Annotated in this window: 17 protein-coding genes and 2 pseudogenes; all 19 read left to right on the top strand. The window is 45.6% G+C overall.

What is annotated here, in order from left to right; translation table 11 throughout:
- Positions 1 to 55: 55 nt before the first annotated feature.
- Positions 56 to 811: a class I SAM-dependent methyltransferase gene (locus JCM15764_RS16995; RefSeq protein ID WP_243689276.1), complete on the top strand. Its 756-nt coding sequence runs from the start codon at positions 56 to 58 to the stop codon at positions 809 to 811.
- A gap of 12 nt (positions 812 to 823) precedes the next feature.
- Positions 824 to 1,924 carry a radical SAM/SPASM domain-containing protein gene (locus JCM15764_RS16990; protein WP_243689275.1) on the top strand — a complete coding sequence of 367 codons (1,101 nt, stop codon included), beginning with the start codon at positions 824 to 826 and terminating at the stop codon, positions 1,922 to 1,924.
- A 216-nt stretch (positions 1,925 to 2,140) separates the two neighbouring features.
- A complete protein-coding gene (locus JCM15764_RS16985; RefSeq protein WP_054697844.1) occupies positions 2,141 to 2,590 on the top strand; it encodes a hypothetical protein in 450 nt (149 codons plus the stop codon).
- Between the two features lie 97 nt (positions 2,591 to 2,687).
- Positions 2,688 to 2,915: pseudogene (locus tag JCM15764_RS28725) on the top strand (glycosyltransferase family 9 protein); the annotation flags it as partial.
- A gap of 54 nt (positions 2,916 to 2,969) precedes the next feature.
- Complete coding sequence (locus JCM15764_RS16980; protein ID WP_054697842.1) at positions 2,970 to 3,269, top strand: hypothetical protein; 300 nt, start codon at positions 2,970 to 2,972, stop codon at positions 3,267 to 3,269.
- A complete protein-coding gene (locus JCM15764_RS16975; RefSeq protein WP_054697839.1) occupies positions 3,245 to 4,282 on the top strand; it encodes a hypothetical protein in 1,038 nt (345 codons plus the stop codon). Before JCM15764_RS16980 ends, JCM15764_RS16975 begins: the two co-directional genes overlap by 25 nt.
- Positions 4,279 to 7,266, top strand: a complete 2,988-nt coding sequence (locus JCM15764_RS16970) for a glycosyltransferase (protein ID WP_243689274.1) — start codon at positions 4,279 to 4,281, stop codon at positions 7,264 to 7,266. Before JCM15764_RS16975 ends, JCM15764_RS16970 begins: the two co-directional genes overlap by 4 nt.
- Positions 7,267 to 7,533: 267 nt before the next feature.
- Entirely contained in the window at positions 7,534 to 8,040 is a 507-nt protein-coding gene (locus JCM15764_RS16965) for a methyltransferase domain-containing protein (protein ID WP_243689273.1), read from the top strand.
- 124 nt (positions 8,041 to 8,164) lie between these two features.
- Entirely contained in the window at positions 8,165 to 8,548 is a 384-nt protein-coding gene (locus tag JCM15764_RS27150; RefSeq protein WP_279384518.1) for a glycoside hydrolase family 99-like domain-containing protein, read from the top strand.
- The gene (locus JCM15764_RS16960) at positions 8,526 to 9,251 is read left to right on the top strand and encodes a glycoside hydrolase family 99-like domain-containing protein (protein WP_279384517.1); all 726 of its coding nucleotides are present in this window, start codon (positions 8,526 to 8,528) and stop codon (positions 9,249 to 9,251) included. Before JCM15764_RS27150 ends, JCM15764_RS16960 begins: the two co-directional genes overlap by 23 nt.
- Before the next feature lie 39 nt (positions 9,252 to 9,290).
- Positions 9,291 to 9,596, top strand: a complete 306-nt coding sequence (locus JCM15764_RS16955) for a hypothetical protein (protein WP_243689272.1) — start codon at positions 9,291 to 9,293, stop codon at positions 9,594 to 9,596.
- 259 nt (positions 9,597 to 9,855) lie between these two features.
- Entirely contained in the window at positions 9,856 to 10,761 is a 906-nt protein-coding gene (locus JCM15764_RS16950) for a glycosyltransferase family 2 protein (protein ID WP_054697833.1), read from the top strand.
- Between the two features lie 49 nt (positions 10,762 to 10,810).
- Positions 10,811 to 11,710 (top strand): glycosyltransferase, encoded by a 900-nt coding sequence (locus JCM15764_RS16945; protein ID WP_243689271.1) that lies wholly within the window; start codon positions 10,811 to 10,813, stop codon positions 11,708 to 11,710.
- A complete protein-coding gene (locus JCM15764_RS16940; protein ID WP_054697829.1) occupies positions 11,689 to 12,021 on the top strand; it encodes a glycosyltransferase in 333 nt (110 codons plus the stop codon). The genes JCM15764_RS16945 and JCM15764_RS16940 overlap by 22 nt, the downstream gene beginning before the upstream one ends.
- Before the next feature lie 293 nt (positions 12,022 to 12,314).
- The gene (locus tag JCM15764_RS16935) at positions 12,315 to 13,349 is read left to right on the top strand and encodes a glycosyltransferase (protein WP_054697826.1); all 1,035 of its coding nucleotides are present in this window, start codon (positions 12,315 to 12,317) and stop codon (positions 13,347 to 13,349) included.
- Positions 13,348 to 13,469, top strand: a pseudogene (locus JCM15764_RS30160) (IS5/IS1182 family transposase); the annotation flags it as partial. The gene JCM15764_RS16935 and the pseudogene JCM15764_RS30160, both read left to right, overlap by 2 nt.
- A 38-nt stretch (positions 13,470 to 13,507) precedes the next feature.
- Positions 13,508 to 14,392, top strand: a complete 885-nt coding sequence (locus JCM15764_RS16930) for a dTDP-4-dehydrorhamnose reductase family protein (protein WP_054697823.1) — start codon at positions 13,508 to 13,510, stop codon at positions 14,390 to 14,392.
- Between the two features lie 41 nt (positions 14,393 to 14,433).
- Positions 14,434 to 15,444, top strand: coding sequence for a polysaccharide biosynthesis protein (locus tag JCM15764_RS16925; protein WP_054697918.1), 1,011 nt, complete (start codon positions 14,434 to 14,436; stop codon positions 15,442 to 15,444).
- A partial coding sequence (locus tag JCM15764_RS16920) for a UDP-N-acetylglucosamine 2-epimerase (protein WP_369412361.1) occupies positions 15,437 to 15,637 on the top strand: 201 nt, incomplete at its 3' end. The genes JCM15764_RS16925 and JCM15764_RS16920, both read left to right, overlap by 8 nt.

Genomic DNA, 15,637 nt, shown 5'->3' with positions numbered 1-15,637 from the left:
GGAGATTTGGGAGGTTTCGTATTGTCTTAAAGAATGTAAGGCATGTGGTACAGTGATGACTTTCCCCATTCCAAGTGATGATTGCATATCGCGCTTTTACAACGACTGTTATGACTTTCGCTGGTTTGCAGATCATTTATGGGCCAAGATGCGTGATGCACGCATAAGGATTGAAGAATATCGCCCATTCCTTGGGGAAAGAGTTTTAGACTATGGTGGGGGATTTGGATATTTCGCAAAAGCAGCCACAGAAGCTGGTTTTTATTCTACTACTTTTGACCCATACCTGAATGATCACTGTGTTGAGCAGACGGCGTGGGATGCCGTGGTGGCCATTCATGTTCTCGAGCACGTGTCCAATCCCTTAAACGTTTTGACAAAGGTAAAAGAATTTTTAAAACCACAGGGACATTTGATTCTGGCTGTTCCTAATTTTAGTTCAGCAGGATATCTGAAACTAGGTATGCAGTGGGTATGGGCGCAACCACCAATAGCTCACCTATACCATCTTACTCCCGCTGGCATGGCTGCTCTTTTGCAGCGAGCCGGGTACACAGTGGTTAAAATGTCGACATGCGAGCGGTGGGACGCAAACTCTTATACTGATATTCAAGCTAGGGACAAATATTATAAATTTGAGCTACAGTGGTTTTCCAAACCTTTTGCAAAATATCGCTGGTCCCAAAAACTTATCGCTCTCCGTAACTCTCTTCTGCGCTTTTGGGCATTGAGGCATGCATGTGCTGATGATGGGGCTAACATGACATTGTCGGAATTATATGTAATTGCAAAGATTACAAAGAAGGAATAAAGCAGTCAGCGGTTGCCTACATCTAAGATACCTATGCTCTTATCAAAGCTAAAAAATTGGTTCCGAACCGGACTACATACCTCTGGGGCATTTGAAGCCAACGAGCCTTCTGCTCAAGCCCCTGTAATTCGTCATGATCAGCCAACGGAATCCCAATTTCCTTGTCACTTTGATTCACTTTTCATTAAACACAATGGAGATGTATTCCCCTGTTGTGCTGTTTGGGGCAATCCACGATGGCGGATTGGATCTCTGCACGATAAGGAAATAATCCAGAAAATTATTAACTTCGATGGCGACGGGTGTCGGTGTTTCTGGAAAGCTAATCGTCGTGCCTACGAAGGTGAACTGCCCTTAATAAAGCACCTCCATCTAGAGCTATCATTAAAGTGCCAAGCTAAGTGTGCGATGTGCTGTGTGAATGCTCCAGATTGGAATGGTGATTATGATTTTTATGAGGAATTAACAGCGCTGGTGGATCTCCTACGGCCAAAATATATTTCCGTGCAAGGTGGAGAAATTCTGGTTCAGCCGCGATCAATTTCATGGCTTGAGAAAGTCAAAAGCATGCATCAAGATACTGTCCTGAGATTGGTTACAAATGGAGGTGCACCCACCGGGAAGAATCTAGACACGATAGAACGATTGTTTAAACTTGTCTCCATATCATTTGTCGGGTTTCAGCCCGAGACCTACAAAACCATAATGGGACTGGATGTTTCCTACACTCGCGACCTGGCAAGAAGAATAGATAAGACCAAAGTAATCCTTCGACTAAAATTTCTGGTGACTCCTCTTAACTTGCATGAAGCAGCAGCTTTTTTTTCCTGGGCAGTGACAATTTGTCCTAGCGCAATTGTTTTTCATGATTCCGGCTTTCATAACTATGTTCAATTAGATACAGAAGATAACTTCTGGAGCAAGATCCAATCTCGTGCGGCGAAGGCTTTGCAACGAGCCATCATTTCAAATGTTTCTAATTTAATTGCATCTGGAACAAAACTGCATCTACAAGAGAATGTGAGGAAGTTCTACGATATTTCGCCAGAATTTATTTCAGAAAATAATCTATCCACTGTTTTCATCACTTCTCTGAATGAAAACATGGAATAGATTTCAGCCAAATAAAATGCCAACTAATTCTATTGCCGCCAAAGATCAACCTCGAAGCATTCTTCTTCCACGTTTTGATACTTTTGGGGACATCATTCTTTTTGCAGGATTTATCACTGAGCTTCGCCAGTTATTTCCAGCCACAGAAATATACTTGCTTGTGCGAAGCAGTTATCTTGAAATTTCCCATTTATTTCCTAATACCCTGAATCTGAAATGCTTCATGTTGATGAACCCGCCTATATAGAACCTACCAAAAAACAAAAACAGAAGTTCTTTGAGTTTTTGCGTCAGCTAAAAAACTACTCCTTCGACCTCATTATAGCTGGCGCCTTAAATCGGACATGGTTGGATAATTCGTTGCTTTCTCATTTTGAAGCCACAAGACAAATTGTTTTCGGCGCGCCTAATGTGAAGCCCTTGTCTTTTTCTTCCTGTCGTGATGTTGTGGTTGTCGATGAATTTTGTCACGAGACATTTAAATATCAAGTCCTGTTGAAGCATCTGGATTCTGATCGAGAAATTCACCCACCAAAACTTAATATCAGGCCCACTGATGCATTAGCAGGCTCGACAATACTTGCTGATCTGGACTTGGCGAAAAGCCTTTTGCTGTTTGCATGCCAGCCGGAACATTCAATCAAAAAAACAAAGTCTGGCCCTTAGCGAATTATGCGTTGGTCATTGAGGAAATCTTCAAAAAATGGCAGGTTCCGACAGTTGTTACTGCTCATGACAATGAAACGATAGCCGTGACTACATTGTGTACACTGGTTGCGCAACGAGGTATCCGGTATACCATTGGCTGGGTAGAGATGGTGAGTTAGGCATTCTTGCTGCTCTGGTGGCCCGATCAGCAATTTATTTTGGGAATGACAGTGGCCCTATGCACCTAGCTTCAGCTTTAGGGGTACCAGTAGTTGCTGTGTTTGGCGGGGGGACATATCCTCGTTTTCTCCCAACTGGTACAAGATCAATATCTGTAACTGCTGAATTGCCATGTTTTGGGTGTTACTGGAATTGCCTTTTTGGAACTGCTCCGTGTATGCGCTTTGTGCCTGCAACCGAAGTTATGCAAGCAGTTAATGCGGTTCTTAGCGGAAGTCACATCGGCAATGAAGTTCTTAATACAGCACCTTCCATATTGCCCGATATTATTGAAATAATTAAATGCGCCTGTAATGAGAGAACTAATGCGGAATTTGCTAGTAAAGAAGTGCGGAAATTAAAAGAGATTGTAAAGGAACGTGGCCCCGCCACTTTTCGGTTCAAGCAGAAGCTGAGCGATTTTTCAAAAGATTCCAAGCAAATCATCGCTAGATGGGTAAGCAAATGGCTCAGATAACAATTGCTACTAGTATATGCCCATCAAATATTGAGATGCAGCAATCCGCGGTATCAAGTTGGCAAGCTCTGGGATTTTCTGTCATTTCCGTTAACAATGCTAAAGAAAAAGCTTACCTGCAAGAGCAGTTCCAAAATGTTAGATTTATTGTTGCTGACAGGGATGCGTCTTCTATTGTAGGAAAACCGCTAGTTTTTATAGATGACGTACTTGAAGCTTTAAATCGGTCTGGGGCACAGATCTGTGGCATTGTCAATTCTGACATTCACTTAGTTGGTACTGATGATTTTCATTCGTTCATCACCAGCGCCTTAAATGGCAACTTACTATTTGGTCCCAGGACTGACATCAGCTGTATGCAAGACCTGAGCGGCGAAGAATATTTTGGTGGTTTTGACTTCTTTTTCTTCGATCGCTCCCTTATCAAATTGATACCTAAGACTGATTTCTGTCTGGGGGCGCCCTGGTGGGACTATTGGCTACCTGTCATCTTGTTCACTAGAGGGGTGCAGATCGTACAGCTCATTACCCCTTTTGCCTTCCATGTCAATCATCCTGCTAAATGGTCTGAAAACACATTTGAAAAGATGGGACGTCTTTTCGCTGGATACTTGAATGAGGCAGGATTCTCTGACTCCATCGATAAAGATCTTCTTTCTGCAGTTCGAAACTCGATGTCACAAAGAGACCTTGGGCCTTTGAGCATTTTCAGCCTCTATTTTATCAAATCCAGAAGTAAAAAAATTAGCCATTTCTCTTCTCCAGCGAATGTGAACAAGTACGCAACGCCCGCTAAGGATCATTATCACCAGGCTGAGTTGCTAAAATTTTATACAACTCAATTCAATCAGCTGGTTGACCTTCTGTATCAAAGGGAGAATCTAAGCGTGGCAAGGCAGAACAAGCTGCAGACGATTGAAGAGCAACAAAGGCATTTTGCAATTCCTCGCAGATTCAAAGAAGCTATAAAAACTATTCGCAAAATGTCAAGAAAATTCAGGGTGAAGAAGTGAGACCAAAAATTTCAGTTGTCACACCTTCATTTAACCAAGGACAATTTCTAGAAACAACAATATTGTCTGTTTTGGAACAGAAGTATCCCAAACTCGAGTACATCATTATTGACGGTGGCAGTACTGATAACAGCGTCGAGTTAATCAGGAAATATGAAAAACACCTGAAGTACTGGGTAAGTGAAAAAGACCGCGGGCAGAGCCACGCCATCAATAAGGGCTTTGAGCACGCAACAGGAGATCTGTTTGGGTGGTTGAACTCAGATGACTACTACACGACAGGCTCCTTGCAAGCAGTTGCCGAGATGTATATCAATAATCCGGATGCAGGAGCCATTGTTGGCGCTGGTGAATATGTAGATGCAAATGGCACAATTTACAACTGTTCCAGCCCAAAAGAAGTATCATCGGAAACATTATACTGCTGGTTCGATAAGTTTTTCTGGCAGCCGTCGTGCTTTTTTAAGAAATATGTCTGGGAGCAGTGCGGGCCACTTGATGAAAAACTGCAACTGGCAATGGACCTGGACCTGTGGCTTAAAATCGCTAAAAAGTATGCATTTGCTACGACAGAAAAGTTGCTCTCCATTAATATTAAACACCCGGAAGCTAAAACCACAATTCAATCGCATTTATCAGACATCGAGGCCATAAAGCTGATTCTAAAACATGGTGGCGCAGAAGCGGTTCCGCATGTACTCAATAGCTATGCGACAAGACTCCTGAATTTCGATTGCCATGTCCGAAACCAGCTAGAAGAGAAAGACCGGCAGCTTGTGGAATGGGCCTGGCAACTTATGGAGCGGGACCGGCAACTTATGGAGCGGGACCGGCAGATTGCGTCCATGAAGCACCATCTGGCGAGGGTGGAGACGCAACTTGCTGATCAGCAAAACGTAATCCAGTCACTGTTATCGTCGCTGAGTTGGAAGGTGACGGCTCCTTTGCGAAAGGTACTGGATACTGTCTACCGACTACGGTCCGGTTTAATGCCGCTAGCTCAACATGAGCTACTGGCCCAACCGCCCTTGCCCCTAAAGTTTTATTATGGCAATATCAACGTTCGTTTTGCGATTCCCGTCTCAGCAGATCCTCTTGTTTCTATTATAATTCCAGTCCACAACCAGTGGGACTATACGCAGTCCTGCCTTTATTCAATAACCGAAAATGTTTTAGATATTGAATATGAAGTTATAGTTGCAGACGATGCGTCTGATGATGAAACGGCGAATGTATCTGATCACGTCCCTAACGTCATTGTTCATAGGAATGAGCGAAATATTGGTTTTTTGCTTAATTGCAACGCAGCTGCACGAATTGCCAGAGGCAAATATATTGTTTTCTTGAACAACGATACCAATGTTCAGCAGGATTGGTTACGGCATCTGTTGTCGCAAATGGAGTCTGATAGCACCATTGGGTTGGTTGGGTCTAAACTTGTATATCCAGATGGCAAACTCCAGGAAGCAGGGGGGATTGTCTGGTATGATGCATCGGCAATGAACTATGGGAGAATGGACGATCCTCAGAAGCCTGAGTATCAGTACGTCAAGGACGTGGATTATGTTTCCGGTGCCAGCATGATGATCAGGCGTGATCTGTGGGAACGTATTGGCGGCTTTGATCCTCGGTTTGCGCCTGCATATTACGAAGATACAGATCTTGCATTTAGTGTTCGGAAAGCAGGTTACCGGGTTGTCTATCAGCCAGAATCTCTTGTCGTACATTTTGAGGGAATTTCACACGGGACCGATATTAGCCAAGGTATAAAACAGAACCAGGTGAAGAATAGGGAACTTTTCCGCCAAAAGTGGGCGGATGTGCTGGTTAACGGGCATGGCACTGGCATATCGGATTTGTTCTGGGCTCGCGATAGGAGTAGAGACAAAAAAACTGTTGTTTTCATTGATTATGAAGTGCCTCACTTTGATATGTTTGCCGGATCTCGAACCAACTTCATGTACCTCAAACTGCTCGTTAGCATGGGATATAATGTAAAATTTATTGGTGCAGACTTTAGAAGATGTGACCAATATACTGCCGCGCTGAACAGAGTTGGCATTGAGACGCTAGATGGCGATTGGTATAAGGAGAATTGGGGGCAGTGGTTTACCGAACATACGGGCAGAATAGATTATGTATTCTTTAACAAGCCTGATCCGACTCTAGTTTTTATTGATTACGTTCGCGAAAATACGCGAGCGAAAATCATCTACCAAATGCACGATTTGCACTATCTGCGACTACAAAGAAGATTCGAACTGGAAAAGGATGATTCGGTTCTGCAGGAGGCAAAAAAATACAAACAGATGGAGCATGAAATATTCGTAAATTCAGATGTTATTTTGACCTTCAGCAACGTGGAAAGAGAAATTGTTGCCAAAGATTTTCCCTATAAGCACGTTGTGACAGTGCCATTGTTCTTTTATGATAATGTTCCCGCTGGTCAGGCTGATTTCAACTCGCGAAAAGGCATAATGTTTGTTGGAGGATTTGGCCATGCACCGAATGTTGATGCAGTTACCTGGTTTGCGGCAAACGTATTCCCCAAGATATTGACAGTAGTCCCTGACCTCAATTTTTATGTGGTTGGTGCAGCCCCGCCACCGGAAATACTTCGCCTTGCCTCAGAATCTATTAAAATTTGCGGCCAAGTGAGTGAGGATGAATTAGAGCAGTTGTATCAACAAATAAGAATGATAGTAGTACCTTTAAGATTCGGTGCTGGAGTTAAAGGGAAAACTATTGAGGCCATGCAGCGAGGAATACCGCTTGTCTCAACCAGCATCGGCATTGAGGGAATCCAAGGGATTGATGTTTTCTTACGCCCTAAGGATAGTGACGTCGATTTTGCTGATGAAGTAATATCCTTATATTCTGATGTGAACAAGTGGTGTGATATAAGTAAAGAATCGCTTAGATATATCAGGAGTAACTTCAGTACCGAAAAAGCTGCTACAGTTTTAAGCACATTTCTCAACTAAAGGCAACACTGAAGGAAGAGCAATGTTTTTTGATAGGAAATACGTATTCAAGAATAAAGGGTTCTGCCCTACATGTACCTCCAGTGTGACCTTTGTGGCCAATGGGAACTGGTTTAGAGACCAATATCTATGTGCCAATTGTAATAGCATACCTCGGGAACGGGCTTTGATGGCTGTCATCGACGATTTCTTCCCGAATTGGAAAGACCTTGCTATACATGAGTCTTCTCCTGTAAATCGTGGGGCCAGTGCAAGGTTATCCCGAGAATGCAAAGGATACATATCAACCAGTTTTTTCCGGGGAAGCCGCTGGGCCAAATCATCAATGGGGTGAGATGCGAAAGCCTTGAAGAACTGACGTTTGATGATGAAAGCATTGATCTTCATGTAACTCAGGATGTAATGGAGCACATGTTCACGCCTTCAAAAGCTTTTGCAGAGATAGCCAGGACACTTAAGCCTGGCGGTGCTCACGTTTTTACTGTCCCCCTTGTAAACAAAAACCGTCCATCAGAGCTCCGTGCCACTTTTGGGAAGAATGGTGAAGCCATCTTTACTAAGCCACCACAGTACCACGGGAATCCTGTAAGCGAAGAAGGTTCTCTTGTGACAGTTGATTGGGGATATGATATTTGCAAACATATTTTCGACGCATGTGGCTTGTTTACTCACATCGTTAGAATGGACAATTTATATCTGGGAATAAGAGCAGATCTTATAGAAGTTTTGATGACGATAAAGCCCGCTGAAAGTGGTGATGGCAGCATCCAATAGATTCACCGTAAAAGAATTACATGCTGCTGGTTAGTTGCCGTCGAGGCAGCTTATTATTTCTCGGCCGCTGGCGTAATTTAAAATATTGCGATATGACCTCTCGTAGATTAAACGGTGAAGCTAATTGAAGAGAATTGATAAAAATACAGATACCCGCTTAATAGCCTTATACCTCCCCCAGTACCATCCCATCCCGGAGAATGATGCCTGGTGGGGGGAAGGTTTCACCGAGTGGACAAACGTCCGTAAGGCTGGGCCACGTTTTCCCGGGCATTACCAGCCCCATGTGCCAGGTCAACTGGGCTATTATGATCTTAGAGACCCTGAAGCACGAATAGCCCAGGCTGAACTGGCAAGGGAACATGGTATACATGGTTTCTGCTACTACCACTACTGGTTCAATGGTAAACGTCTGTTGGAAAGGCCCTTTAATGAAGTAATGAACTCTGGTGAGCCGGATTTCCCCTTTTGCCTCTGCTGGGCCAATGAAAACTGGACCCGGCGCTGATGGTAGAGATCAGGACCTGTTGATGGCGCAGCACTATAGCGATCAAGACAGCCTTGACTTCATCAATGATCTGATTCCTGCTTTCTCCGATAAACGCTATATCCGCGTCAACGGAAAGCCGCTGTTGCTGGTTTATCGTACGTCGCTGCTCCCTGACCCGAAAAAGACGGCCAGTATCTGGCGAGAGGCCATGGTTCGAGCAGGTATTGGCGAGCTTTATCTGGTAAGGGTGGAGCACGGTCTCGATGGTTCCGAACCTGACCCTGCTGACATCGGCTTTGACGCGGCGATGGAATTCGCACCTAACTGGAAGAACTGTGGTAATAGAATTGTTGACCTGGGGCAAATAAGCCAGCCGCAACATCCGATTGATGAGAACCTTCTTGTTTTCAACTACGATGAGTGCATGGCTAACATGTTGAGCAGACCCAAACCAGCATATAAAAGGTTTCGCGGGGTGTTTCCTGCCTGGGATAACTCTGCCAGGAAGCAAGATTCACTTATTTTTGTGAACTCGAGCCCTGAAAAATATGCACATTGGCTGAACGCAACGGTCCACTACACCAGAAATAATTTTGACATTGGAGAGCAGCTGGTTTTTATTAATGCATGGAATGAGTGGGGTGAGGGATGCCATTTGGAACCTGACCAAAGATATGGCTGGGTTATCTGGAGGCAACTCGCCAAGTGCTTCTTTCAGTGATGGATTATCGTCCTCTGGTTGCAGAGGGAAGAAGATTCATTGCTGCAGATGACGTCGAATGGGCTGTGGCTGGAACGTGTTTCGGCTCTATTGGCGGCGAAAGAGGAGTTTTTAGTCGATAAATACCTTGATCCACGGCATCCCTTGCTTAAAGAGCTGGAATTGAAGGACCTGCAATTGGTTGGCAAAGACAAAGAACTGGCAGACAAAGATCGGGTCTTGAGGGCGCTGTATGCATCCCTGTCATGGCGTATTACTGCCCCACTTAGGTGGCTTTATGATAAAATGCTGCCGAAAAGCAGTAAGAAAGCTTCGAGAGAAACCAATGCCCACACAAGGACCTGATCTCTCCATGTAATCAGGACAAAAAAACGGCTTCAGTCGTCACTTAGAAGGCAGATCACCCCAGAGAGGCTTTGACGTTCCCCGCATTTATCTTGACGTCTCCCGTGCCAGGAGCGAACTGAATTGGATACCTGCTACGTCATTAGAAGTGGGAATAAAAAAAACCTGGAATTTACTAAATCTCTGCAAGAGAGCGCCGCTTGAATTGAGCTGGGTGCAGGAATTCCATAATAAGGCACAGGATAGAGAAACTCACTGAATGGCCACTCCTCTTATTTCCATAGTCATGCCTGCCTATAATCACGAGGCATATATCGGCGAAGCAATTGCCAGTGTGATTACACAAACGTATTCAAACTATGAACTGATTGTTGTCAATGATGGTTCGACCGATGGTACGGAAGGTGTAATCAGAGGATTCTCAGATGACAGGATTCGATATTATTCCCAAAAAAATGCCGACGCCTACAATGCCATAAACCGCGGCATTGCCCTCGCCACAGGGAAATACATCAGCATTCTTAATTCTGACGATATTTATCATCCCGACCGCCTTGCAAAGCTCTTAGATGTGGCAGAATGCTCACAGGCCCGTTTTTTTTTCACCCTCCTGCGACTGGTGGATGAACATGGCAACGAGGTAACACACAGGAACTCACCGGCACTCCGTTGGTATAATAGCTTGCTCAACGTGTACAAGCAAACCGTGTCGCTTACTGAGACACTGCGCCTGGGAAATGTTACGGTTACCACCTCAAATTTCTTTTTTAAAAAGGAGCTGGTGGAAGAGATGGAAGGTTTTCGTCCATTCCGCTATGCCCATGATTATGATTTTGTCCTTCGTTCGTTTTTTTCTTCGCCGACAGATATTTGTTTCCTTGCTGATAGCACACTGCTTGACTACAGAGTGCATTCGGCTAACACCATTCATAATGCACTGGAACAGACCTACCGGGAGCGTTTCCGCATTTTGCTCGACTTGATGGAAAAAGCTGCGGGTCAGGAGCAGAAGGCTGTGATAGCAAGTTTTCTGCAAACTCTCTACGAGGAAATGGTTACAAACTGGCAAAGCAGTAGCCAAACAGTATCTGCACTCCACGACTCGCTAAGCTGGAGGCTGACCGGCATCCTTCGCTCTATTGCGGGAATCTTGAGAAGAGGATAGGCTGATGCGGACTTTTCTCCATAGGTGGTGGCCTTGGAGTACCAAGCATTTGGCCGTCGCTGGCCGTTCACAGCACATGGCGAAGGTGCTGGATAGACCTCTCCGCTTGGCTATCCTTGTGGATTCCCTCGATAAAGGTGGGTTGGAGCAGGTAGTTTACAATTTGGTGCGTTCACTCAGTGGCTCGCACTTCATAGTAACGCTAATCATTTGCAGCGGGGATTTCGGATACCTGGGGAACAAACTTGTTAGTGACGGACATGATGTTGTGGCAGTGGGGAATGACAAGGGCCGCTTGCAGGCGATTCTCCAAGAGCGGAAAATAGATGTTGCCAATTTGCACTACAGCACCTGCTACTATGAGACTTTTTGCAGACTTCGTATTCCAATAGTCTATACAGTACATAATAGTTACACCTGGTTGACTAATCAAGAATTCAAGGCGCGGAAAAAGGCATATAAAAACATGTCTGCTTTTATTGCAGTGTCGAGCCAGGTTAAAGAGTATTTTCGGCAACGCTTTTCAATTGCTGCGGAATCTATTGAAGTGATCCCGAACGGAATAGATGTGAGCGATCTGGCCGATGCCAAGCTTCCGATGCGACAGAAATACGGTTTTTTGGAAAGCGACTTTATCTTCGTCAACGTTTCATCGTTTACTCCGACAAAATTCCAAGGCGGGATGCTTTCGGCTCTAAAGGAATTGATAACGATAAAGCCAAATGCCAGACTGCTGCTGGTTGGGAATGTGCTGGACCTGGAGTATCATGCATTCGTTATGGAGCGTATAAGGGATGAGGGTCTAGCAGCTTGTTTGCGTATCATAGATTTTGTTCCACGCCAGGAATTGGCGCGGCTGCTTGGTATGGCAGATTGTTTCCTGCTGCCTTCTTTGCAGGAGGGCTGGAGCAATGCGATCATGGAGCAATGTATTTTGGTTTGCCACTAATACTTTCTGATACTGGTTCTGCGAGGGACCTAATCAAGGAGAATGACATCGGCATCATTGTGCCAAATCCTTATCCTAGTATCAATACCCTTAACAGCCAGCGCATTAAAATGATAGCATATGACAAACGTCCAGCTAACCTTGAGAGCATGGTGAAAGCAATGATGGAAATGATTGAAAACCCCGAGCAATGGCGGAGGAAATGTTCAAACACCAGGAATAAGATTATTGGTGATCTTAATGTAGAGCAGATGGCACACCGTTATGGGCAGCTTTTTTCTAAGGTGCTCAGTATGCACGAGTGTAAGTAGTTTTGGCATTCGTGGTTGGGAGAATAGCACAAGTAGTTAACCAGCTGCCGGTATTACGGCAGCTTTTTACCTTTTTGCATCTAGTGAGAAAAGAAGGCGGAAAAGCGGCGTGGTCCGCTTCCCTCAGCTGGTTACGAATTCTTAACTGCCAGATTCCGAGATTGAATGAACGGCAATATGTACAGCATCTTTTTGCTGGAGACAGTAGGCCGATAATTATTTTTCCTCCCCTTGTCAACTGGCACATCCCTTTATATCAACGTCCACAACACGTTGCCCTGCAATTGGCTCAAATGAGCTTTTTATATTTCTTTTGCACAGATAACAGGCAATATGATGATGTCAAGGGCTTTGAACGCATCAGTGACAGCCTCTATCTTACCAATAGGTTCAAAAAGCTGTGTAAGACGCGCCCACGACGCATTGTTCATCTGTATTCCAGCGACAATCGAACCACCTGGGATTTTGTCGACCAAGAGCTCAACCGCGGGAATCTTGTTCTCTATGAATTCATCGACGAAATCAGCCATAAGGTCTCAGGATTTACCATCCCAGCACACACTCTTGAGAAACACAACAACATCCTGCGTGATGAGCGATGCATGGTCATCGCTACGGCTGACAAGCTCTATCAGGAAGTTCTGCGCTATCGGTCAAATAATTGCGCCCTGGTAACGAATGGTGTTGATTTCGACCACTTTTCACGTGAATTTCAACATGATGCATTGCCTGGGATTCTTAAGGAACTTGTTGCCGTCGGCCGTCCCATCATTGGCTATTTTGGTGCGTTGGCCAGCTGGTTTGACTATGACCTGTTGCTGCGGGTTGCCAGGCAGAGGCCGGACTACCAGATACTATTAATTGGTTGGGATTATGACACATCCCTGGGACAATATGACCTTCAACAGTGTTCCAATATCACAGTGATCGGTCCAGTTCCATACGAGGATTTGCCCCGCTATGCTTGCTGGTTTGACGTTGCAGTCATACCTTTCAAAATCAACGAAATTACAGAATCCACTTCACCCATCAAAGTGTTCGAATACATGGCCTTGGGCAAACCGATTGTGACGACCGGCATGCCGGAATGCAGGAAATACCGCTCTGTGCTGATTGGCGAAGACGATGATGATTTCATTGCCAAGCTTGACTTGGCATTGACCTTGCGCAATGATGAGGCGTACCTGACACTGTTGAAAATGGAAGCGAAAGAGAATACCTGGGAAAAGAAGGCAGGTGTCATTGCCGATCTGATCCGGCAGAATCTGGCCGGCTTGACCGAAAGATTAACATCACAAGCCCAAGGGCGGGCCACTGTCAACAGATGATACTGAGAACTTTGTCAAGAGCTGAGCCGCTCAAGGTCACACCACATGTGGCTCAGAACGACCAGTCACCCAAACTACGCCGTAAGCCAAAGGATCAGGAAACGGATTGAAGAAGGCTTCATTGGCATAACAGTTTTGAATTACAGCAGAGGCGGACAATGAAACGTACCATTATATTGATCCTTGGCGCTACCGGCATGCTCGGCCACACTCTCCTTGAGCAATTGTCCAAAAGGAAAGAACTGGATGTTCGTGCCACAATACGCGCACATGGTTGTCTTGATGGTGTCGCCGCACATTTGAGGGAGAAGATCATCGGTAACGTGGATGCCGATAATCCTGATTCTATTCTGAAAGCATTGGCTGACGTGAAGCCGGATGTCGTCATTAACTGTATCGGCATTATCAAGCAGTTAGCAGCGGCCAAGGATCCCATAACCGCACTTACAATCAATGCACTGTTCCCTCACCGGCTTGCACTTGTCTGCAAGGCCGCCGGCAGCAGGCTGATACACATCAGCACGGACTGTGTTTTTTCCGGCGCCAAGGGCAACTATACGGAGAGTGATACATCCGACGCCACTGATCTGTATGGCCGGACCAAATTCCTTGGTGAGGTTGATGATTCCCATTGTCTTACCCTTCGCACCTCCATCATTGGCCATGAACTCAAGGGATGCTACAGTCTCATTGACTGGTTTTTAGCCCGGGAGGGGCGTGTAAACGGCTACACGAAGGCGATCTATACCGGCTTTCCCACAATTGAGATGGCACGTATTATCGCCGAGTTCGTTATTCCCAACCCACAATTGAACGGACTTTACCAAGTCTCATCCGAACCGGTCTCCAAATATGAATTGTTGCAGCTGGTGGCAAAGCAATATAAAAAGGATGTGGAAATCGAACCTTTTCATGAATTCCGCTGCGACCGTTCCCTTGATTCACAACGATTCAGGAATGCTACCGGCTATGTTCCCCCTTCCTGGACTGAAATGGTGTCTGCAATGTGGCGGAATTGGGCCGACTATGCCAGGAGACAATGAGGCGCCACACCTATGGTGTTGAACCAGCAAAAGGAGTGCTCATGTTCAAAGACAAAATCTTACTGATTACCGGTGGTACCGGTTCTTTCGGCAATGCCGTCTTGCATCGGTTCCTGAATACAGAAATTGGCGAGATCCGTATCTTCAGCAGGGATGAGAAAAAGCAGGAGGATATGCGGATCTCCCTCAACAGTCCGAAGGTAAAGTTCTATATCGGCGATGTGAGGAATTTTGACAGCATCGACTCTGCCATGAAAGGTGTGGATTTTGTCTTTCACGCTGCAGCCCTGAAGCAGGTCCCTTCATGTGAATTCTATCCGATGGAGGCCGTACGGACCAATATACTCGGGGCCGAAAATGTCCTGAACGCAGCAATTGCCAACAAGGTACGCAATCTGGTAGTCCTCAGTACGGACAAGGCTGTCTATCCCATAAATGCCATGGGCCTTTCCAAGGCGATGATGGAAAAACTGATGGTGGCGAAATCCCGGTCAACGGATGGCACGGGCACCGTTTTGTGCGCCACCCGTTATGGCAACGTCATGGCGTCCCGTGGTTCTGTCATCCCGCTCTTTGTCAAGCAGATCAAGGAGGGGAAACCTTTAACCATAACAGATCCCAATATGACCAGATTTCTCATGTCGCTGGAGGATTCGGTCGATCTTGTGCTCTATGCCTATATGCATGCGGTATCAGGGGATATTTTCATCCAGAAAGCCCCCGCATCTACCATAATGGATCTTGCCATTGCTCTGAAGGAGATTTTCAATGCAGACAATGAGATCAGGGTTATCGGCACCCGCCATGGGGAAAAACTCTATGAGTCGCTGGTAAACCGGGAGGAGATGGCGAGAGCTGTGGATTTGGGGGGATTCTACCGAATTCCCGCCGACTCCAGGGATCTCAATTACAACAAATATTTTGTGGAAGGGGAAGTATGCATTTCCAAGGAGGAGGATTACACCTCCCATAACACCCGGCGACTTGATGTCCAGGAGGTGAAAGAGCTGATGCTGAGCCTTGAGTATATCCAGGGAGAACTCCATGCTTAAAGTGATCACCCTGTTGGGGACCAGGCCGGAGATTGTCAAGCTGTCACGTGTAATTGCCGAACTGGACCGGCACTTGGACCATGTGTTGGTTCATACCGGACAAAACTACGACTATGAGCTGAACGAAATCTTCTTTCAGCAGTTGGATGTGCGCAAGCCTGATTTTTTTCTTGATGCTGCGGCTGAGACTGCC

Origin of the sequence: Geotalea toluenoxydans JCM 15764, from assembly GCF_001311985.1 — a bacterium.
Classification (GTDB): domain Bacteria; phylum Desulfobacterota; class Desulfuromonadia; order Geobacterales; family Geobacteraceae; genus Geotalea; species Geotalea toluenoxydans.
Note: the sequence above shows the minus strand (reverse complement) of the source record. Positions and strands in the feature narration are given on the sequence as shown.